The organism is Nocardia sp. JCM 34519.1 (assembly GCF_020361265.1).
Lineage (GTDB): Bacteria > Actinomycetota > Actinomycetes > Mycobacteriales > Mycobacteriaceae > Nocardia > Nocardia arthritidis_A.
In genome coordinates this window covers 337,208-356,275 of the sequence record NZ_JAIRBR010000001.1, presented here as the reverse complement: position 1 = coordinate 356,275, position 19,068 = coordinate 337,208, and the positions used below count along the sequence as shown (strand labels likewise).

The 19,068-nt window shown below is 66.5% G+C and carries 16 protein-coding genes and 1 tRNA gene; 11 read left to right on the top strand and 6 right to left on the bottom strand.

The features are described from left to right. Positions 1 to 2: 2 nt before the first annotated feature. The gene (locus LGY53_RS01695) at positions 3 to 959 is read right to left on the bottom strand and encodes a LysR family transcriptional regulator (protein WP_225724861.1); all 957 of its coding nucleotides are present in this window, start codon (positions 957 to 959) and stop codon (positions 3 to 5) included. Between the two features lie 83 nt (positions 960 to 1,042). Here LGY53_RS01695 and LGY53_RS01690 point away from each other — a divergent pair, with 83 nt between their 5' ends. Beyond that, on the top strand, positions 1,043 to 2,017 hold the full coding sequence (locus LGY53_RS01690) for an MBL fold metallo-hydrolase (RefSeq protein ID WP_225724860.1): 975 nt from the start codon (positions 1,043 to 1,045) through the stop codon (positions 2,015 to 2,017). A 3-nt stretch (positions 2,018 to 2,020) separates the two neighbouring features. On the opposite strand, the gene LGY53_RS01685 is transcribed toward LGY53_RS01690, so the two are convergent. The 3 genes from LGY53_RS01685 to LGY53_RS01675 all read right to left on the bottom strand — a co-directional run bounded on the left by LGY53_RS01685 (position 2,021) and on the right by LGY53_RS01675 (position 5,796). After that, entirely contained in the window at positions 2,021 to 3,364 is a 1,344-nt protein-coding gene (locus tag LGY53_RS01685; RefSeq protein ID WP_225724859.1) for an AarF/ABC1/UbiB kinase family protein, read from the bottom strand. A 74-nt stretch (positions 3,365 to 3,438) separates the two neighbouring features. Further along, positions 3,439 to 4,299 (bottom strand): hypothetical protein, encoded by an 861-nt coding sequence (locus tag LGY53_RS01680; protein ID WP_225724858.1) that lies wholly within the window; start codon positions 4,297 to 4,299, stop codon positions 3,439 to 3,441. An 87-nt stretch (positions 4,300 to 4,386) separates the two neighbouring features. Further along, complete coding sequence (locus LGY53_RS01675) at positions 4,387 to 5,796, bottom strand: zinc-dependent metalloprotease (RefSeq protein ID WP_225724857.1); 1,410 nt, start codon at positions 5,794 to 5,796, stop codon at positions 4,387 to 4,389. A gap of 141 nt (positions 5,797 to 5,937) precedes the next feature. On the opposite strand from LGY53_RS01675, the gene LGY53_RS01670 reads away from it, so the two are divergent. After that, entirely contained in the window at positions 5,938 to 6,963 is a 1,026-nt protein-coding gene (locus LGY53_RS01670; protein ID WP_225724856.1) for a PDZ domain-containing protein, read from the top strand. 6 nt (positions 6,964 to 6,969) lie between these two features. On the opposite strand, the gene LGY53_RS01665 is transcribed toward LGY53_RS01670, so the two are convergent. After that, complete coding sequence (locus LGY53_RS01665; RefSeq protein WP_167477422.1) at positions 6,970 to 7,560, bottom strand: PPA1309 family protein; 591 nt, start codon at positions 7,558 to 7,560, stop codon at positions 6,970 to 6,972. A gap of 181 nt (positions 7,561 to 7,741) precedes the next feature. On the opposite strand from LGY53_RS01665, the gene LGY53_RS01660 reads away from it, so the two are divergent. Further along, a complete protein-coding gene (locus tag LGY53_RS01660; RefSeq protein WP_225724855.1) occupies positions 7,742 to 10,753 on the top strand; it encodes a UPF0182 family protein in 3,012 nt (1,003 codons plus the stop codon). 70 nt (positions 10,754 to 10,823) lie between these two features. Here LGY53_RS01660 and LGY53_RS01655 read toward each other — a convergent pair whose 3' ends face one another. Continuing rightward, the gene (locus tag LGY53_RS01655) at positions 10,824 to 11,381 is read right to left on the bottom strand and encodes a transglycosylase family protein (protein WP_225724854.1); all 558 of its coding nucleotides are present in this window, start codon (positions 11,379 to 11,381) and stop codon (positions 10,824 to 10,826) included. Between the two features lie 571 nt (positions 11,382 to 11,952). Here LGY53_RS01655 and LGY53_RS01650 point away from each other — a divergent pair. The 8 genes from LGY53_RS01650 to LGY53_RS01615 all read left to right on the top strand — a co-directional run bounded on the left by LGY53_RS01650 (position 11,953) and on the right by LGY53_RS01615 (position 18,995). Next, positions 11,953 to 12,026 (top strand) — tRNA-Met (locus LGY53_RS01650). Between the two features lie 681 nt (positions 12,027 to 12,707). Then, complete coding sequence (locus tag LGY53_RS01645) at positions 12,708 to 13,502, top strand: tryptophan 2,3-dioxygenase family protein (RefSeq protein ID WP_225724853.1); 795 nt, start codon at positions 12,708 to 12,710, stop codon at positions 13,500 to 13,502. Then, the gene (locus tag LGY53_RS01640; RefSeq protein WP_225724852.1) at positions 13,499 to 14,614 is read left to right on the top strand and encodes an aminotransferase class V-fold PLP-dependent enzyme; all 1,116 of its coding nucleotides are present in this window, start codon (positions 13,499 to 13,501) and stop codon (positions 14,612 to 14,614) included. The genes LGY53_RS01645 and LGY53_RS01640 overlap by 4 nt, the downstream gene beginning before the upstream one ends. Further along, positions 14,611 to 15,624 carry a methyltransferase gene (locus tag LGY53_RS01635; protein ID WP_225724851.1) on the top strand — a complete coding sequence of 338 codons (1,014 nt, stop codon included), beginning with the start codon at positions 14,611 to 14,613 and terminating at the stop codon, positions 15,622 to 15,624. Before LGY53_RS01640 ends, LGY53_RS01635 begins: the two co-directional genes overlap by 4 nt. 9 nt (positions 15,625 to 15,633) lie before the next feature. Then, on the top strand, positions 15,634 to 16,290 hold the full coding sequence (locus LGY53_RS01630; protein WP_225724850.1) for an RraA family protein: 657 nt from the start codon (positions 15,634 to 15,636) through the stop codon (positions 16,288 to 16,290). Positions 16,291 to 16,606: 316 nt separating this feature from the next. Next, complete coding sequence (locus LGY53_RS01625) at positions 16,607 to 16,975, top strand: hypothetical protein (protein ID WP_225724849.1); 369 nt, start codon at positions 16,607 to 16,609, stop codon at positions 16,973 to 16,975. A gap of 184 nt (positions 16,976 to 17,159) precedes the next feature. After that, the gene (locus LGY53_RS01620) at positions 17,160 to 18,311 is read left to right on the top strand and encodes a GAF domain-containing protein (RefSeq protein WP_225724848.1); all 1,152 of its coding nucleotides are present in this window, start codon (positions 17,160 to 17,162) and stop codon (positions 18,309 to 18,311) included. 348 nt (positions 18,312 to 18,659) lie between these two features. Continuing rightward, positions 18,660 to 18,995, top strand: coding sequence for a helix-turn-helix domain-containing protein (locus LGY53_RS01615; protein ID WP_225724847.1), 336 nt, complete (start codon positions 18,660 to 18,662; stop codon positions 18,993 to 18,995). Positions 18,996 to 19,068: the final 73 nt, after the last annotated feature.

The following is a 19,068-nucleotide window of genomic DNA, read 5'->3' as shown; positions in this document are numbered from 1 at the left end:
GATTACGGCCGCCGCAGCTGGACGACATGCCACGGCCGCACCTCGTCCTCGGCGGGCACCAGCCTCGAAACCCCGTCGTCCCGAAGCACTTTCCCGATCAGCTCGGCCAATTCCCGCGCCACCGGATGCGCGGCCGAAGACGGCCACGCCAGCGACATCCGCCGGTTGAGCGGATTGTCGCGCAGCCGCCGCCACACCACCCTCGGCTCCTTCTGCGCGACCGCGCCCTGATCGAATGCCACGCCCTGCCCCGAAAGCACAAGTCCCAGTACGAATTCCGGGTTACGCGCGTGCACGATCGCGGTCGGCCGGAAGCCGTGCTCGCGGCAGGTGTGCAGGGTTTGGTCGTAGAGTCCCGGCGCGGCGGCGCGCGGGAAGATCACCAATCCCTGCCCCGCCAGGTCGGCCACGGTCAGCTCGGCGCGGGCGGCCAGCGCCGAATCCCGCGGCAGCACAACGCCCAACGGCGTATCGATGGCCGGTCCCAACTCCAGGCCGGTGACATCGGCCGGATGTTGCAGCAGCCCGGCGTCGAGCTGACGGTCGGCGAGCAGCCGGACCTGTTCGGCGGTGCTGAGCTCCTGCAGATCCAACCGGATCTCCGGATGCCGCCCAGCGAAGGCGGTGACGATGGCCGCGAGCACCCGCCCGGCCAGTTCGGGCGGCACTCCCACCCGCAGCGCGTCCATTTCGCCGCGATGCGCCTTGCCGACCAGGGTGCGGGTGCGGTCCCAACGCGCGAGCAGCTCCCGGGATTCGATGAGCAGCACCCGCCCCGCATCGGTGAGTTCGACGTGTCGGCTGCCGCGGTCGAACAGCCGTGCGCCGAGCTCCTTTTCGAGTTCGCGGATGCGCTGGCTCAGCGGCGGCTGTGCCATGCCGAGGCGTTCGGCGGCCCGTCCGAAATGCAATTCTTCGGCGACGGCGAGGAAGTACCGCAGCTTGCGCAAGGGGTCCACGCTGCGACGATATCGGTTCGGATATCGGTGGGCGCGCCGACTGGTCTTGGACAGCCGCACCGGATCCGTGTTGTTGTGCCCACATGGCAGAGTTCAGCAGACGCGGTTTGCTCGGAGTGAGCGCCGGTGCGGCGACACTGATGGCCGCGGCCGCATGCGCGAAAGGGTCCGGTCCCGCGCCGGCGCCCGAAACACCCGCGGCGGGCAAATCGGATGGCGCGCTGCGCTGGTGGGGTAACAACGGCTGGGAGATCCGGGTCGGCAAGAAGGTCGTCCTGATCGACCCGTGGCTCACCCGATTCAAGACCGGCACCTACACGAAAGAGGGTCCGAATCCGCGCACCCCGATCTCGGTCGACACCGCGCTGATCGATTCCTATGTGGATTCCGCGCAGCTGCGCGCCGACCACATCCTGGTCACGCACGGGCATTACGACCACCTGACCGATGTGCCGTATCTGGCGAAGAAGACCGGCGCGACGGTGATCGGCACCGAAACCCACCTGAACCTGATGATCGCGCTCGGCGCGCCCGAGGATCAGCTCGCGGTCGCCTACGGCGGCGAGGATCTTGCCTTCGACGGATATTCGATCAAGGTGCTGCCGTCGCTGCATTCGGCGATCGGCCCGCGCGCGCAGGTGCCGTATCCGGGGACCCGGCCCGGACTCGGCACGAAAATTCCGGCGCCGGAGACGATCAGCGATCTCGTCGAGGGCGGAACGCTGGCCTATCAGGTCACCGGCGGCGGCATGACCGTGCTGAACTTCGGCGGCTCCAACTACATCGAATCCGAACTGGCCGGGCTGCGGCCGGATGTGCTGCTGATGCCGGTCGGCGGGGCCAAGGTGCGCGACTACGCCAACCGACTGTTGAACGTGCTCGGCCATCCGCGCTACGTATTACCAACGCACTGGGACGATTTCGACTATCCGCTCGGCGAACCGGCCCGCGACGCGGGTGGCCTGGAACCACTCCGCAAGGCGGTGGCCGCGGCCAGCCCCGGCTCGCGGTTCGTGGTGCTGGACCATCTGAAGATGTTCACCCCCGGCGAGGAGTAATCCTCAACTGGCGGAACGTTCTTCGCGCAGGCCGGGCATCCAGGTGTTGGCCAGCTTCATGAACGGCACCTCCGCGTCCAGCTGCGCGCAGATGCCGATGGAGCCGGCCAGCACCCGGAAGATCATCACGTAATCCGCCGGAAGTTGCAGCGCGCGTGCGGTTTTCATCTCCGGGCTGGTGATGTCGGAGGCCTTGCCTGCCACCCGCTGCATCCACTTGCGGGTGAAGTGGAACGATTCGGTGCGGATGGGATCGGTGAACGGGCGCAGATAGTCGGCGATCTCCTGATCGGTGACGATGCGCCCGGGGATGATCCAGCCGTTGGCGTAGAGCAGTTCGGTGAGCTCGTCGAACTGCTCGGCGACGGCCAGTCGCAGGATCTGCCCGAGCTCCTCCGGTATACCGTTGGGCAGCGGCACGCAGGCGCCGAAATCGATGATGGCCAGTTTGCCGTCGGGCAGCATCATGAAATTGCCCGGATGCGGATCGCCGTGCATCAGCCCGACTATCTCCGGCGAGGAGAAGTGGAGCTGGCCCATCAGCCCGGCGACCCGGTTGCGTAGTTCGCGGGTGCCCTCCGGATCCTCGTTGCCCGCCTTGATAATCGCCGAAACCGGTGTGCCGTCCAGCCATTCGGTGACGATCACCTTCGGCGCGCCCGCGACCACCTTCGGTACGACGAAATCCGGATGCCCGTCGAAACCCTTGGCGAAGGCGCGCTGATTGTTCGCCTCGTTGCGGTAGTCGAGCTCCTCCTCGGTGCGCTCGGTGATCTCGGCCAGGATCGGCTTCACGTCGGCGCCCGGGATCACCGCACCGATCAGGCCGGTCATCCGCGACAGCGTTTTGAGATCGGCGCGCAGCGCCTCGTCGGCGCCCGGGTACTGCACCTTCACCGCGACGACGCGGCCGTCGGACCACACCGCCTTGTGCACCTGGCCGATGCTGGCCGATGCGGCCGGGGTGTCGTCGAACGAGGCGAAGCGCTGCCGCCACTGGGTGCCCAGCTGCTGGTCGAGCATCCGGTGCACGGTTGTCGCGGGCATCGGAGGCGCCGCAGCCTGCAGTTTGGTCAATGCCTCGCGGTAGTGCTCGCCGAATTCCTCCGGGACCGCGGCCTCCAGCACGCTGAGCGCCTGCCCGAACTTCATCGCGCCGCCCTTGAGCTCACCGAGCACGGAGAACAGCTGCTCGGCGGCCTTCTGGTTCAGCTGCGCGTTTATCTCCGCCCGATCTCCGCCCGCGAGCTTCTTGCCGAATCCCACGGCGGCCCGCCCGGCGATACCGAGCGGAATCTTGGCCAACTTGGCATTGCGGGATGAGCGGCGGCGCACGATCTCAGACACGTACCCATCATGAACGACGGACCCGCTACTTAGCCATGGCAATCTTGGCGTGTTCGGTTGCCGGACCGGATAAATCACGCCCATGACCGGCCGAACGCGAGGTTGTGACATTCGCAGGTGTCGATGCGCGGCCAGCGCCGCACCCGCATGAGATGCGATTCCAGATCCAATTCCAGCGTGGTGTCCAGGGTGTCGGGCTGCCGGTCGGCCGAACATCGCATGATCGCCTCCAACTCGCGCAGCGCCAGCGCCGAGGTGGCCGCGATACCGGCGGGTGTGGCGTGGCCGACCCGGTCCAGCAGTTGGGCGGCCAGATGCGGCCAGTCCGAATCCAATTCGGCGCGGATGAGGTCGGCGCAGCGCAGGCAGCTGGTCGCGCCGGGCAGCACCAGCGGCCCGACCACGCCGCGGTAGCCGCGGATCCGCACCTGTAGATGTGGAATCCGGTGCAGCAGTAGGTCGTTCACCAGGCGCGGATCCGGGACCATGGCGTCGGTGAGCACCGCGAGATCACAGCGCCAACCGGCGACCGTCGATTCCGGGCCGTAGCCGCGCGACCGGCTGGGACGCAGGCCGTGCCTGCGCAGACCGGCGCAGATGGCGTCGGCCAGCGGACCGAGCCCGTGCACCCGCACGGCCCGGATCCGTGCGGCCGGATGTTCCGGGCGGACCAGCAGGCCCGCCGCATCGATCTCCGCGAGCAGCGCCACCGCCCGGCCCGGCTCGATGCCGAATTCCCCGGCCCGCCAGATGATCTGCGGTTTGGTGTGCAGACCGTCCAACAGCCGCAGGGCGTGCACGGCATCGGGCCGGTCCTCGGTGGGCGTCAGCAGCAGCGCACCTTCCGGATCGACGCCGAGCTGGATCACCCCACCGGGACGGATCAGCACGAGCACCGCGGGATGCAGCATCGGACCGAACGGGCGAATCGTCATGCCCCGAGTATGTGCGGCCCGGACCAGCGCCTTTACCGTGAATACCGGAGTTGTCCACAGGAATTCGCGGTATTCACAGGACAGCTGTCAGGACGCGTCCGTGTCCTTCGGGCCGTCCTCCTGATCGCCGCCGCGCTCGGCCCGCTCCCGCGCCTCGGTCTCCGCGAGCTGGGCCAGCGGATCGTCGAAAGCCGTTGCGCCGCCGCCGATCACCGAATCGATGAAGCCGGCGGGGGAGTCCAGATCGGTCGAATGGGGCAGCAGATCCGGATGTGCCCACACCCCGTCGCGGGCGTCGATCCCGGCATCGGTGGTGAGCCGCCGCCACAGCGCCGCCGCCTCGCGCAGCTTGCGCGGCCGCAGCTCCAGACCGACCAGGGTCGCGAAGGTCTGCTCGGCCGGGCCGCCGGTGGCCCGCCGCCTGCGCAGTGTCTCGGCCAGTGCGCCCGCACCGGGCAACCGATCGCCGATCGCCTCGGTTACCACGACCTCCACCCAGCCCTCGATCAGGGCGAGCAGCGTCTCCAGCCGCTCCAGCGCCGCCTTCTGCTCCGGGGTGGTCTGCGGTTCGAAGGTGCCCTGCGCCAGGATCTCCTCCAACTTGGCCGGATCGGTCAGCGACATCGGATCGATGTTCTGCGCCGCCTGCTCCAGCGCCGAGAAGTCCATCTTGATACCGCGCGCGTAATCCTCCACCGCGCCGAGCACCTGCTGACGCAGCCACGGCACGTGCCCGAAGAGCCGCTGATGCGCGGCCTCGCGGGCGGCCAGGAACACCAGGATCTCGCTCTCCGGCTGCTCCAGACCCGCGCTGAACTCCGAAATCGCCGCGGGCAGCAGCGCGGCCGTGCCGCTCGGGCCCAGCGGCAGGCCGATATCGGTGGAGGTGAGCACCTCCTTGGCCAGCTGGCCGAGTGCCTGCCCGAGCTGCGAACCGAATGCGAGGCCACCCATCTGGCCGAGCATGCCCATCATCGGCCCGGCGAACTCCCTGGCCTCCTCCGGCAGCGACGCGGACCACATACCCGAAATCTGTTCGGCCACCGGATCACACAGCCGCTTCCAGGTGTCCAGCGTCTCCTCGATCCAGTCGTTGGCGGTCCACGCCACCGTCCTGGTCGCGCCGGCGGGCAGCGTCGTCGCGCCGTCGAGCCACAGCTCGGCCAGATGCGCGGCGTCGGCGACGGCCTTCGCGGTACCCGAGGACACCGGGCTCACGCTCGCGCCCAGCTGCTGGCGGGCCAACCGCTTGGCCACGTCGTAGTTCACCGGCCCGGACTGCGCGCCCGGCTGCCCCATACCGCTGAGCATCTGACCGAGCGAGGTGAGCATCTGGCCCAGCTGGGCCGGGTCGAAGCCCCCGGTGCCCGGTCCGCCGATCCCGAAGCCGAACGGGTTGTTCGCGCCCGGATCTTCGCCGCGCTTGCGCGCCGCGTCCTCTTCGCGCCTGCGTTCGTCGTCATCGCGATTCGAGAATCCGAACGGGAAGTCAGTCATATGCCTAACGTTACGCGGCGGGACTTACACGATTCTGTGCGGCGGCCGGTCATCCGGCGGTGTCCGCGCAGAGCGAAATCTCTGCCGCGAAATCCGTGCCTGAGCCCGCTGTTCCCAGCGGCGATCACTACTGTGGTCCGGGTGAATCGTCGGATCCTCACCCTGCTCGCCGCTCTGCTCCCGGTCGTCGTGCTCGGTGTCGCAGGGAGTCTGGTCACTGTGCCGTTCGTCGCACTGGGGCCGGGACCCACCGTGAACACCCTCGGCGTGGTGAACGACAAGCAGGTGGTCGACGTGCGCGGCGTACCCGTCGACCCGACCGACGGCCACCTCAATATGACAACGGTCTCGGTGCGCGACGGACTGAATATCTTCGAGGCGTTCGGGTTCTGGCTCAGCGGCGATCACGGACTGGTGCCGCGCGCCGAGGTGTACCCGCCCGACAAGTCGCGTGAGGAAATCGACAAATCCAATCAGCAGGACTTCTCCGATTCGGAGAGCAACGCCGAGGTCGCGGTGATGCGCTACCTGCACCTGCCCACCGCGGTGCTGGTGCGCGCCGTCAGCGAGGACGGTCCGGCGAAGGATGCGCTGCGGGCGGGCGATCAGTTCGTCAGCGTGAACGGCGCGCCGGTCAACACGCCCAAGGATGTGGTGGACGCGGTGTCGGCGCAGCCGCCCGGCAGCAAGATCACCGTGGTCGTGTTGCGCGACAACGCCGAACAGACGGTGACCGTCACGCTCGGCGCCCGGCCCGGCGCGAGCGCCAAGGGATATATGGGCATCACCACCGGTGAGGGCGCGCGGCAGCCGATGCAGGTGACGTTCAACCTCGCCGATATCGGCGGGCCGTCCGCGGGTCTGATGTTCAGCCTCGCGCTGATCGACAAGCTCACCCCCGGCGAGCTGGACGGCGGCAAATTCGTCGCGGGCACCGGAACCATCGATCAGGACGGCAAGGTCGGGCCGATCGGCGGCATTCAATACAAGATGATCGCCGCGCGCGAGGCGGGCGCGCAGACCTTCCTGGTGCCCGCCGCCAACTGCAACGAGGCCAAGCAGCGCACGCCCGACGGGCTGCGCCTGGTGAAGGTCGAAAACCTCAGCGGCGCAGTGCAATCCCTAGACGACATCAAGGCGGGCAAGGATGTGCCCAGCTGCGGGTGAGCGGCCTCACTCCAGGGTGTGGTGCAGCGCCTCGATGAGGTTCGGGGCCAGATTCGGGTAGGTGCGCAGGTCGAGGTCGCCGCCGAAATCGTCCTCGTCCTCGGGGCGTAGCTGTAGCAGGCACAGCGACGCGCCCTCCCGCAACACCGCCGCGAACAGCCGGGCCTGCCTGCGCTCCGGATGGGCGTCGGCCGCGGCGCGCGCGGCGGCGTCGGCCGCGTCGTGATCGGCGAGCAGCGGGGTCAGCGCGTCGTCGAGGGTGCTCTCGGCGGTCGGCGGCAGCACGACTATCTCCTGCACCAGCATGCAGCCGCGCACCGCGGGCGGCCAGCTGGTGGTGGCCAGGAATTCGTCGAGGGCCATGGATCCGCCGGTGATGTCGTCCGGGAACGCCTCTTGGGCAATGGGAGTCAGCTCGCTGCCGTCCTCCAGCTGATCCAGCAACCCGGGTTCGGCCGCGACCAGGTCGGCGGTCGGCACCAGGGCGAACATCTGCGGCGGACGGTCCCAACCCTCGGCGTCGACGAATTCGGCCACCTCGCGGACGCAGCGGGCGAGGACGAGTTCGGCGTGCAGGTCTGCGGTCACGCTGCACATCCAATCAAACGCGTGCGGAGCCGTCGCAGAGTATCGCCGTCGGCGAAGGCCGACGGAGCAAATCAGACACACGCCGTAGAGTGGGCCGCAGACGGTCCGTAAGGACCACCGCAAACATCGGACTGCGGCGCGTCGGCCGGTACGGCCGTGCGCGCCGCCGGACCCTTGGGAGAGTGGAATCGTGGGCATGCGGCCCCCCACCGGCTTACCTTCGCTGTCCCGACGCAGCCGTGTGCTGCTGGTGGCGGCCATCGTCCTGGCGGCGCTGCTGCTGCTCGGGCCGCGGCTCACCGATACCTATACGAACTGGTTGTGGTTCGGCGAGGTCGGTTTCCGCGGAGTGTATTTGACCGTGCTCTGGACGCGGGTGCTGTTATTCCTCGCGGTAGCGGCATTCGTCGCGGTGGTGGTGTGGCTCGCGCTGCTGCTGGCCTACCGCAGCCGCCCGGTATTCGTTCCGATGAACGGCCCGAACGATCCGATCGCGCGCTATCGCACCACCGTGATGAGCCGGCTGCGGCTGTTCGGCATCGGTATCCCGGTGCTGCTCGGTCTGCTGTCCGGCCTGGTGGCCCAGTCGAATTGGGTGACGGTGCAGCTGTTCCTGCACGGCGGCTCCTTCGGGCAGAACGATCCGCAGTTCCATCTGGACATCGGTTTCTACGCCTTCGATCTGCCGTTCTACCGGATGGTGCTGAACTGGCTGTTCGTCACCGTCGTCATCGCGTTCTTCGCGAATCTGGTGAGCCACTACGTCTTCGGCGGTCTGCGCCTGTCCGGCCGGGAGGGCACGCTCACCAAACCGGCCCGGATGCAGCTCGCCTCGCTGGCCGGAACCTTCGTGCTGCTCAAGGCGATCGCCTACTGGTTCGACCGCTACGAGCTGCTGTCCAGCAGCCGTAAGGAGCCGACCTTCACCGGTGCGTCGTACACCGATATCAACGCGGTGTTGCCCGCCAAGCTGATCCTGCTGTCCATCGCGGTGATCTGCGCGATCGCCTTCTTCACCGGCATCGTGCTGCGCGATCTGCGGGTGCCCGCGATGGCGGCCGCGCTGCTTATTCTGTCGTCGGTGCTGGTGGGCGCGGTGTGGCCGCTGGTGGTCGAGCAGTTCTCGGTGCGCCCGAACGCCTCGACCAAGGAGAGCGAATACATCCATCGCAATATCGACGCCACCCGCAGTGCGTACGGGATCACCCCGGACAAGATCGAATACCAGAACTACAAGGGTGACGGCACCAAGAATCCGCGCGATGTCGCGGCGGACAAGACCACCATCGCCAACATCCGGCTGCTCGACCCGAATATCTTGTCGCCCACGTTCACTCAGCTGCAGCAGCTGAAGAACTTCTACGGTTTCCCGAACCCGCTCGACATCGACCGCTACACCATCAACGGTCAGCTGCAGGACTTCATCGTCGCCGCGCGCGAACTGGAACCGCAGAGCCTCAAGGACAACCAGACCGACTGGATCAACCGGCACACCGTCTACACCCACGGCAACGGTTTCGTCGCCGCGCCCGCCAACCGGATCAACAAGGCGGCCGCCAAGGACGCGACGGCCGCATCGTCCACCGGCGACAGCGGCTATCCGGTATTCGCCGACGGCTCGGTGACCTACATCAGCGATCTGGCGACGATGGCGGATCCGAAGGTCACCCAGGCCATCAAGGTGGATCAGCCGCGCGTCTACTACGGCCCGCTGATCGCCAATTCCAACGCCGATTACGCGATCGTCGGCGCGGTCAACGGTCAGCAGCCGCGCGAATACGACACCGACAACGCGTCGTTCACCTACGACGGCAAGGGCGGCGTCTCGATCGGCAACTGGTTCAACAGGTTGGCCTTCGCGGCCAAGTACGCCGAGCGAAACATCCTGTTCTCCAGCGCGATCGGCAACGATTCGAAGATCATCTTCAACCGCAACCCGCGCGATCGCGTGCAGAAGGTGGCGCCGTGGCTGACCACCGATGGTGCCGCCTACCCGGCTGTCGTCAACAAGCGCATCGTCTGGATCGTCGACGCGTACACCACCCTCGACAACTACCCGTACGCGCAATCCACCTCGCTGCAGGGCTTGGTCGAGGACAGCGTCGATCAGAAGACGGGCCGGCTGGTGCCGCGCAAACAGGTGAGCTACATCCGCAATTCGGTGAAGGCCACCGTCGACGCGTACGACGGCACGGTGACCCTCTACGAGACGGATCCGACCGATCCGGTGCTGAAGGCGTGGCGCGGGGTGTTCCCCGGCGCGGTCAAGCCGATGAGCGATATCTCGCCGGAGCTGCGGGCGCACTTCCGCTACCCGGAGGATCTGTTCAAGGTGCAGCGCGAGATGCTCACCAAGTACCACGTGAACAATCCGGTCGAGTTCTTCACCAACAACGCCTTCTGGTCGGTGCCGAGCGATCCGACGATGGAGGGCGGCACCTTCAAACAGCCGCCGTACTACGTGCTTGCGGGCGATCTGAAGTCGGGTAAGCCGACGTTCAACCTCACCAGCGCCATGGTCGGCTTCAACCGGCAGTATCTGTCGGCCTACATCTCGGTTCATTCGGATCCGGACAACTACGGCAAGTTCACCGTGCTGCAGCTGCCGACCGATACCCAGACGCAGGGTCCGCAGCAGACGCAGAACACCATGACCATCAACGACGAGGTCTCGCGCGACAAGACGCTCTTGCAGGGCTCCAACAAGATTCGCTACGGCAACCTGTTGACCCTGCCGATCGCCGACGGCGGCATCCTCTATGTGGAGCCGCTGTACACCGAACGCAACAGCGCGCCGAATACCGCGACCTTCCCGCAGTTGGCGCGGGTGCTGGTGAGCTACCGCGATCCGGCCACCGGCGTGAACAAAGTGGGTTACGAGCCGACGTTGGCCGCGGCGCTGGACCGAATCTTCCCCGGAACAGGCAGTGCCGCAACGGCTCCCGGTGGCGACGTGACGCCCGGCCAGAATCCGCCGCCGCCCGATCAGGGCGGCACGCCACCGCCCACCAGCCAGAGTCCGCCGCCGCCACCGCCCGCGGGCGGTCAGCCGCCGAGTGCGAAGGATGCCGCTGTGCGGGAACTGGATTCGGCGCTCGCGAATGTGCACGACGCGCAGACCAGCGGTGATCTCGGCAAGTTGGGTGCGGCATTGACCCGCCTGGATCAGGCGATCAAGGCCTACGAGGCGGCCGGACGGTAAACCGGTCGAAATACGAAGCGGCGCTGCCATCCTCGGTGATGGCAGCGCCGCTTCTGTTATGTCTCGAGCCTCAGCGGCTGAGCTGATCGATCAGATCCTTGTTCTGGTCCAGGATCTGGTTGTACTGGGATTCCAGGCCGTTCTGCTTGGCCAGCTGCGCGGCGGTCGACTTGGCCTGCTCGATCAGGGCCTGCTTGCTGCCGGGCGCGGGCGCCGGGGCAGGGGCGGGAGCCGGCGCGGGGGCGGGCGCGGGAGCGGGTTCCTCGGCGGCGACGCCGGAGGATTGGCCGGACCTCAGGTACTGGCCGCAGACCGGCCATGCGCCGGCGCCCTGGGTGTTGAGCACGTTCTCCGCGACGCGGATCTGCTCCTCCTTGCTCGCGTGGGCGGGGTTACCGCTGCCGCCGTTGGCATTCCAGGTGCTCTGCGTGAACTGCAGGCCGCCGTAGTAGCCATTGCCGGTGCTGATTCCCCAGTTGCCACCGCTCTCGCACTGCGCGACGCCGTCCCAGTTGTGGGCGGCGGCCGCGGCGGTTCCGGTGGACAGACCGAACGGTACGGCAACGAAGGCGCCTGCGACTGCGATGTAGCCGATGGCGCGGGTGCTGAACTTTCGGTGGTGAGACATGTCGTTTCCCTCCCTGCGCCCGCCGGCCCGGTGGTGGTGCGTTACCGGGTCCCTGTCCCCAGGTCGTCGGGGTTACTCGAACCGTGGGACAGGGTTGCCGGTGTTCGCCGGTTCGAGTTCGGCCCTTCCCGGTTGTTCCGGGCCGTGGATCAGACGGTAACGAACAAATCACCGTCGATCACATCTTGATAACGGGTGAATTGTGTGAAGTGAATCGGACGGATATTAGCCTTTTTGCAGGTTAATTAAGCTTTAGTAATGGATTCCGACTGGTCTGTTATAGTACCGTTATGTGACCGAGATCACTGTGAAATAGTGATCCAGGTCACGTTTGAGAAGCTTGACCTAGATCGACATGGGGAAATCTCGGGGGTTGGGCCGAGTAATTCCGGCGTTATGCGGCAGGAATCTTGGAATTTGTCAAGCCGCCGATATCCCCAATTGGGTTGCGTGATGTCCGGTCCAATGGTCGTCGGCGTGTCGCGCGGCGTTCGGTAGAGCCGGTTGAATGGGTGGCTGATCAGGCGATTTGCATCTGCTTCACACCCGTGTGTAATGTTGTGTTCACCGACGCGGGGTGGAGCAGCTCGGTAGCTCGCTGGGCTCATAACCCAGAGGTCGCAGGTTCAAATCCTGTCCCCGCTACTAGGGAAAGACCCGGAACATCAGGTTCCGGGTCTTTTCTTTTTCGGTCAGTGACTCCTATGCCTTGTGGCCTGCGGAAAGTGGGCTGTGACTCGATGATCGGCAGGCGCTGCCCCGTCGCGGTATCGCGCCAGCGGTACGCCTTGCGGACCCGATCGCGCACGACTTGACGACGAGGCCGGTGGGCGAACCAAACCGATAGCGTCCCAACAGTATTCGCTGACCGGCGCGGACCGCGCTCCGGAGACTGCACAAACTCCGGCTCGATTTCCGCTCCGGAATATCGACCCCGATTTCCGGCGGGGTAAAGCAGCGACCGAATTACCCGGTAGGGGATCGCGATTTGTTCGGCTCACGAAAATGTATGTCCCACGGTGTTATTGAGCGTCGCCGTCGCCCGGGCAAGACGGCCCACAAGCCTGATCGAATCCAGCCGGCACCCGAACGCTGAACCATCCTCGACAACCAGCCGTCTACCGACAGTGGACAGATGGATCTGGCGACCCGGCGTGCGCATCCGGATCGGCGCTGCGACCTGGGCCGCCGCACCGGTCACCGGGGTGCGTTTCTACCCGGCGGTCCGATTTCGATCCGTTGACCGAACCGGATCGCGGCTCGGCGCACTAGGATCTGCCATTGTGGCACTTGCTTTTTCGGTCTAGGAGGTAGGCATTGAGCGCGATGGGGGGAGGGACCGCCGCGGAGCAGCTGCGCGAGGCGCTGGCCAAGCCGGTATTCAACCCGGTCCTGAAGACATGGGTCGGTGACGGCACCACCGACTACGAAATCTATCTACGCACCGCCGAACTCCTTTCGCTGCAGACGGAGGTCGACGAGCTCACCGATCCCGACGAGCTGATGTTCCAGATCGTCCACCAGGCCCAGGAGGTCTGGCTCAAACTGCTGTCCCATGAACTCGCGAGCGTCGTCGGCGAATTGGATACAGACGCGCTGTGGGCGGTGTCCGCCCGGCTGGACCGGGTGGTGCGGATCGCCGACTGCCTGATGCGCGAACTGCAGGTGCTCGAATCCATGACGCCCGACACCTATCAGGTCATCCGGCGCAACCTAGGCGACGGCAGCGGTCAACAGTCACCCGGCTACAACGGTGTGCACACCGCGGCGGAGTACGTCGCCGCGGCGCTGGACCGGCTGCTCGACCGCGGCGGCATCCGGATCGCGGACGTATACGGGGCGGATGCGCCGCCCGGCATCAAACGCGTCTGCGAACAGCTGATCGACTTCGACGAACGCTTCCAGCTGTGGCTGGTCGCGCATTTCATGTTGGTGCGCAGGACAATCGGCATCGGTCACGGTGTGCACGCATTGGACGGCGTGCCGACCAGGGTGCTCACGGGACGGATGACCAAACCGCTGTTCCGCGCCCTCTGGCAGGCCAGGGACGAGCTGACGGCGGGCTGGCGCCGCGACGGCGGTTACGCGCCGGGCGAGACCAGGAGGTCCGCGGCCATATGAACCATGCGCTGCGCGCGGAATTCCCCGTGCTGGAGACCTGCGTCTACCTCAACAGCAATTCGACCGGAGCGATACCGCGCGGCGCCGAGGCGGTACTGCGGCGCTACTGGGAGACGCTGCGCACCTGGCGCGACGACGCCTGGTACGGCTGGCTCGGCGAATTCGACGACTACGTCCGTGCCCTCGCCGAATTCCTCGGCGCCACACCGGAAACCGTGGTGATCGATACGAATCTGACCACGCTGCTCGGCCGGCTCGCCACCTGCTTCGATTTCGCTGCCGAGCGCGCGAAAGTGGTCATCACCGACCAGGAATTCCCAACGGTGCCGTTTCTGTGGCAGGGGTTCGGGAAATATGGCGCCCAGCCGGTGACGGTCGAATTCGACACGGACGCAGTGGTATCGGCGATCGATGAGCGGACCCTGCTGGTCTGCGTCGCGCACGGCAGCTACCTCACCGGCGGCCTGCTCGATCTGGAGCGGATCGTCGCCCGCGCACACGAGATGGGTGCGTTGGTGATCGTCGACGCATTCCAGACCGTCGGGGTGGTGCCGATCGATCTGCGTACGCTCCGTGCGGATTTCGTGCTCGGCGGGGCGCACAAATGGCTGTGCGGGGCGCACACCGCGTTTATGTATGCGCGCGAGGAGCTGTTGCCGACACTGCGTCCCGCGGCGACCGGGTGGTTCGCGGGCGCGGATCCGCTGTCGTTCCGTCCGGCTCGGGACTGGGCGGCCGATGCCAGGCGGCTGGCCGGTGGTACGCCGATTCCGTTGACCGCCATGCTGTCTCGGGTCGGGCTCGATCTGCTCGCCGAGGTGGGGGTGCGGACGATTCGCGAGCATTCGCTGCGGTGTACCGAACGGGTGTTGGCGCGGGCCGACGAGGCCGGGATCCGGGTGCTCACACCGCGAGCGACGCAGCGGCGTGGCGGGGTGGTCAGCCTGAGTTTTCCGGGCGATCACGAAGCGCAGCAACGACTTTCCGCACGCGGGATGGTATGCAGCTGGCGCGAGGGATTACGGGTCGCGCCGCATATCTACAACACTCTCGACGAGGTGGATGCCTTCATGGACGCGCTCGTCGCGGAGTGGAAGGAATCCCACGCGTGAGCCTCTCACCGAGGGCACTACTGAGCCTGTTGTTCAACGGCGACAAGGCGATCGACGTGCTGCGGGCGGCATGGGAACTGGGCATCCTCGACGCGGTGGACGCCGGGCCGGTCACCCTGGGCGAACTCGCGGACCGGTTCGGGCTCGTGCCGATGCGGCTGTACAAAGTGATGGACTGTCTCGAATGCATCGGGTTCGTCCGCCGCGACTCGTCGGATACGTTGCGCGACACCAGCTATCACGCGATCGATGGTGCGCGCGACGCGGTACGGGATGTCCTCGGGCCGGGGTCGCTGGAGCAGGACCGGGACGGTTACCCCTGGCGGACATTGCACGGAAGACTTCCCGAAGTGCTCCGGGGCGAGCACAGCATGCCGTCGGAGGCGTTCAGCTGGCCGCCGAATACCGATGAGCAGGTGGCGGGGTTCGAGCGCAGTATGGCGGCCGGGATCGGACCTATCGCCGAGGCCTTCCGGATCCATGCGGACGCGCTCTGGGGGTCGGGCGAAACGCGACTGCTCGATATCGGCGGCGGGGACGGCACTTTGGCCGCGCATCTGCTGCGGGACACCCCCGGGCTCTGTATAGATGTCTACAACCTGCCCGCCGTCGCGCCGCTGGTCGACCGGACCCGCACCGAATCGGCCTGCGGTGACCGTCTCGGATTCGTCGGCGGCGATTTCTTCGCCGAACCACTGCCGACCGGATACGACGCGCTGTCCTTCGTTCGGGTACTGCACGATTGGGAACCTCAGCAGGCCCGTGAGCTGCTGGTGCAGGCGCACCGGGCGTTGGGGCCGGGCGGGCGCCTGTTGATCTGCGAGGAGTTCCGCGATGCCGAACGCCTTGCGCGACAGTTCTTCTGGTCCTATTTCCTACTCGGCGTCGACAGCTGCTCCAGTCTGCTGCGTGAGGTCACCTACTATGTGCGGGTGCTCGGTGAACTCGGGTTCCGGAATATCGAGGTGCTGCCGGGGCCGTTCGACATCGTCGTCGCGACCAAACCGTGAAGGAGTCCCGTGCTCGACAATCGGCTACTCGCCAAGTTCGAATCCGTTGATACGACCTCGATCTGCGATGCGGACAAGTCGATCAGGGTGCTGGACAGCGGGATTCGTGGGCGCTCGGCCAATTCGCGGATACTCGGCCCCGCATTCACCGTCCGATGCCGGGGCGACTTCTTCGGGGTGCTGCGGGCCGTCGAGGCGGCCGCGCCGGGCGATGTGCTCGTCGTCGACGGCGGCGGTATCGAGATCGCCTACGCCGGAGAACTTTTCGCCCGAGGTGCGCTGGCGCGCGGGCTCGGCGGGATCATCGTCGACGGTGGGTACCGGGATATCGCGTATGTGCGCGGATGCGAACTGCCGGTCTACAGCCGGTTCGTCACACCGATGGCGGGCACCACATCCGACCTCGGCGAACTACAGATCTCGATAACCTGCGGGGGAGTGCCGGTCGCACCCGGCGAACTGATCATGGCCGACGACGAGGGTATTATCGTCGTCGATCCGAAATGTGTTGAATCCCTGTTGGATTCCGCCGCGGCCACCAAAGAGGCGGAGGCGAAGCTCATCGCGCGGCTCGCGGCCGGGGCGACATTGAGCGAGGGACTCAATATCGCCGAGCACACCGAGGCCCTGCTCGGCGGCAAGGCGTCATCACTGCGCTTCTTGTGAGCGAATCGGCCGGTAGCCGTGCTGATATGAGCCGCCATATAACGGACCGGTGGATAGTATCCTAATGTAGCGTGCCGTTGGATAGCGGCATGCTCGGTTGCTGACCGGGCGCTTGCCGGGATACCGTGCGAGTGCCCGGCGTTCAGCGCCGGGTTTTCCGGGGACTGTTGAGCAGCCCTGACGACGCCAGACCAGTGGACACGTGCGTGCCCTCGGCATCCTCCGGAGACCGGTTATGAGCTTCACCCCAACCCATAGGCCGATCGGCAACAGCGTTGCGCCAGAGCAACTTCCGACAACTCGAACCCGATCCACCGTGCGTCCGACGTGCGCGGACACGCCGGACAACTGGGACCTCGACGTCGGCAACCCGGAATCCTGGCGAGAGGCCGTGCTCAGCTGCCAGGCCTGCCCGCTGCTGGGACAGTGCGGCCGCCTGGCGCAGTCGTTGATCGCCCGCGGTGACGCGCCGAGGGCGATGATCTGGGCTGGCATCGCCTACGACAACGCGGGTCGGGTGGTCGAGGATCTGGACCGGCACCGCGTCGCGCCCGCGGACCGCAAACGGCCGCTGCGAATCATTCACACGGGTGTCCGTCCGGTGCGCGGCGAAGCCTCCATGGCCGCACCGCGACGGCACATCGTGCTCGGACGGCCGCTCGAGCCCGCGGGCGCGGGCGGCTGACCTGTCGACGGCGAAACAAATTCCGGCGGTGCGTATTTCGTGACCGCGGCGCTCGGGTTCGCGGCCTGCCGAATCGGAGCCGGCCTCCCGATGTAACCTTGAATGTACCGCTATATAACGGTACATTATACTTTGGCATAAGCGGCTCGAGCTGGGCCGATGTAGGAACGGTTGGTGGAGGCATATGCGATCTGAGGTGTCGGATAGCGCGGTGCTGCCGTGGATAACGGTGGAAACGTTGACGCCCGGAACGATGTCCGTCGCGTCGGTCGGCGCGGCCCCACGGGACTTCGCCGACATCCAGCGCGTACTGCAACGACAGTTGGCGAAAATGCCCGCGGTCTACGACTCGATGACAACGGCGGGCATTACTCAGGCGGTGCGGGCGGCGTGCGACAGCGCGAGCAATGTCGACATCGCCATCGAAACCCGCTCCGGGCCATACGAATTGCGGATCCGGCCGGTGCGCGGACCGGGCGAGTTCGTACCCGCGGTGCGGCTGTGGCTCGGGCCGCGCGGCGCGCCGCTCCCGGCGCTGCGGCCCGCGGTGGGCACGGTATGGGACCTCGAAACTCAGACCCTTCAATTGCCGAAGGCCATAACCCGGGTGGCCGAGATGACGGACGAGGAATACGTGCCGCGCATGTCCATCGCGGAGGCCTTTCGCTGGGCATTCGCCTTCGACCGGCACGCCGAGGTGCTGGACCTGCTCTACGACCCGCAACCCGGCGCCAAACTGCAAGTCGAGATCTCCCTTCTGCTCGGCTCGCGACGGCCGGCCCGCTGGCGAATAACCTCCCGCGCCCGCACCGACGGCAGGGCTCGCGAGGTCTGGTCCGTCGTGGAGGACGTCACGTCGGGCGACGTCCCGTCGGATTCGCCGACGCTCGAGCAGGTCGGCCTGCGCGAGGCCCATCGCCGCGCGGGCACCTACCTCGCGGTCGTCCGGCCCGAACACACCAGCATCTCGCACTGGCTCACCGATCCGGCGCCGTGGATCCGATGGGACTATCTGTTCCGCCCCGTCGACGTCTTCCATCCGGACGACCGAGCCAGGCTGATGGGGTCGACGGCGCGATTGCGCACCGGAGAAGCCGCGGGGATCACGGTCCGCACGCTGAACTACCGCGGTGGCTATTCACCGACTTCCCTGTTGCTGTATCCCTATCCGGGACAAGCGAATCGGCTCGCGATCGCACAATTCGTGCAGATCGTCGACGACGTCGCGCAACCGGAGTCGGGCCGCGACAGCAGATGGCCGATGAATGCGCCGATAGGTTACGACGATCAGTTGCGCCACTGTCTCGCCGGCTGTATGTGCCGCGATCTCGCCTGATTTCCGGCCTCGCCGGTGGCAACGGTCGCCGCCGTTCCCATGGCTGGGGATGGCATAGCGTTCTCGCTGTCAGGAGGTCATAACTGGCGAAACATCTTCCGTAATCACCCAATCCGGTTACGGGAGCAGGTCGTGGTAGCCGGACATACCGCGACCCGGGCCACCACGGCGGCGGGGCGCCGCCGCCGTGGCGGCCATACCTCGAAACGGGTGGGCGCCCTGTCGATTTCATCGGCTCGGTCGCTCACTATGTCGCGGTGCGTCCGTCGATTCCACTGGCCCCCAACGGATCTGCGTAACTCGATGGTATTGGCTCGAATTGCGGATGGGACGGTAGTGTCTATCAGCGTGGTATCGGAATCTCAGCCGGGTGATGGTGATTTCGTTCATCGAGGCGGCGCGGAGCCACTCACGCCGCGGCAGGCGGCCGCGGCGGTTTTCTCCAGCCGGCTTTCGGAACTGATCGCCGAATCCGTCGTCTCGACCGAGTACGGCACGACGCGTTCGCTGACGCTGTACGCGCTGGCGCAGCACCTGGAGTTGGCGTATCCGGATGTGCCGGTCTCGCAGTCCGGTCTGTACCGGCTCATCCACGGTGACGCGATACCCCGGCTCGATCTGATCATCGCGTTGGCGCGCGTATTCGATGTTCCCCCAGAGTATTTCGTGACGGAGAAGAAGTAGCGCCGACGGCCGTGCTTCCCGGCAGCGGGAAGCGTGCCGGTGCCGGGTCCGCCGCGACACGGATACGATCCGG

Excerpts from the sequence above, each read along its gene's own strand:
- LGY53_RS01690 (WP_225724860.1), top strand. The coding sequence starts at position 1,043 with ATGGCAGAGTTCAGCAGACGCGGTTTGCTCGGAGTGAGCGCCGGTGCG.
- LGY53_RS01680 (WP_225724858.1), bottom strand. The coding sequence starts at position 4,299 with ATGACGATTCGCCCGTTCGGTCCGATGCTGCATCCCGCGGTGCTCGTG.
- LGY53_RS01675 (WP_225724857.1), bottom strand. The coding sequence starts at position 5,796 with ATGACTGACTTCCCGTTCGGATTCTCGAATCGCGATGACGACGAACGC.
- LGY53_RS01665 (WP_167477422.1), bottom strand. The coding sequence starts at position 7,560 with ATGTGCAGCGTGACCGCAGACCTGCACGCCGAACTCGTCCTCGCCCGC.
- LGY53_RS01655 (WP_225724854.1), bottom strand. The coding sequence starts at position 11,381 with ATGTCTCACCACCGAAAGTTCAGCACCCGCGCCATCGGCTACATCGCA.
- LGY53_RS01645 (WP_225724853.1), top strand. The coding sequence starts at position 12,708 with ATGGGGGGAGGGACCGCCGCGGAGCAGCTGCGCGAGGCGCTGGCCAAG.
- LGY53_RS01640 (WP_225724852.1), top strand. The coding sequence starts at position 13,499 with ATGAACCATGCGCTGCGCGCGGAATTCCCCGTGCTGGAGACCTGCGTC.
- LGY53_RS01620 (WP_225724848.1), top strand. The coding sequence starts at position 17,160 with ATGCGATCTGAGGTGTCGGATAGCGCGGTGCTGCCGTGGATAACGGTG.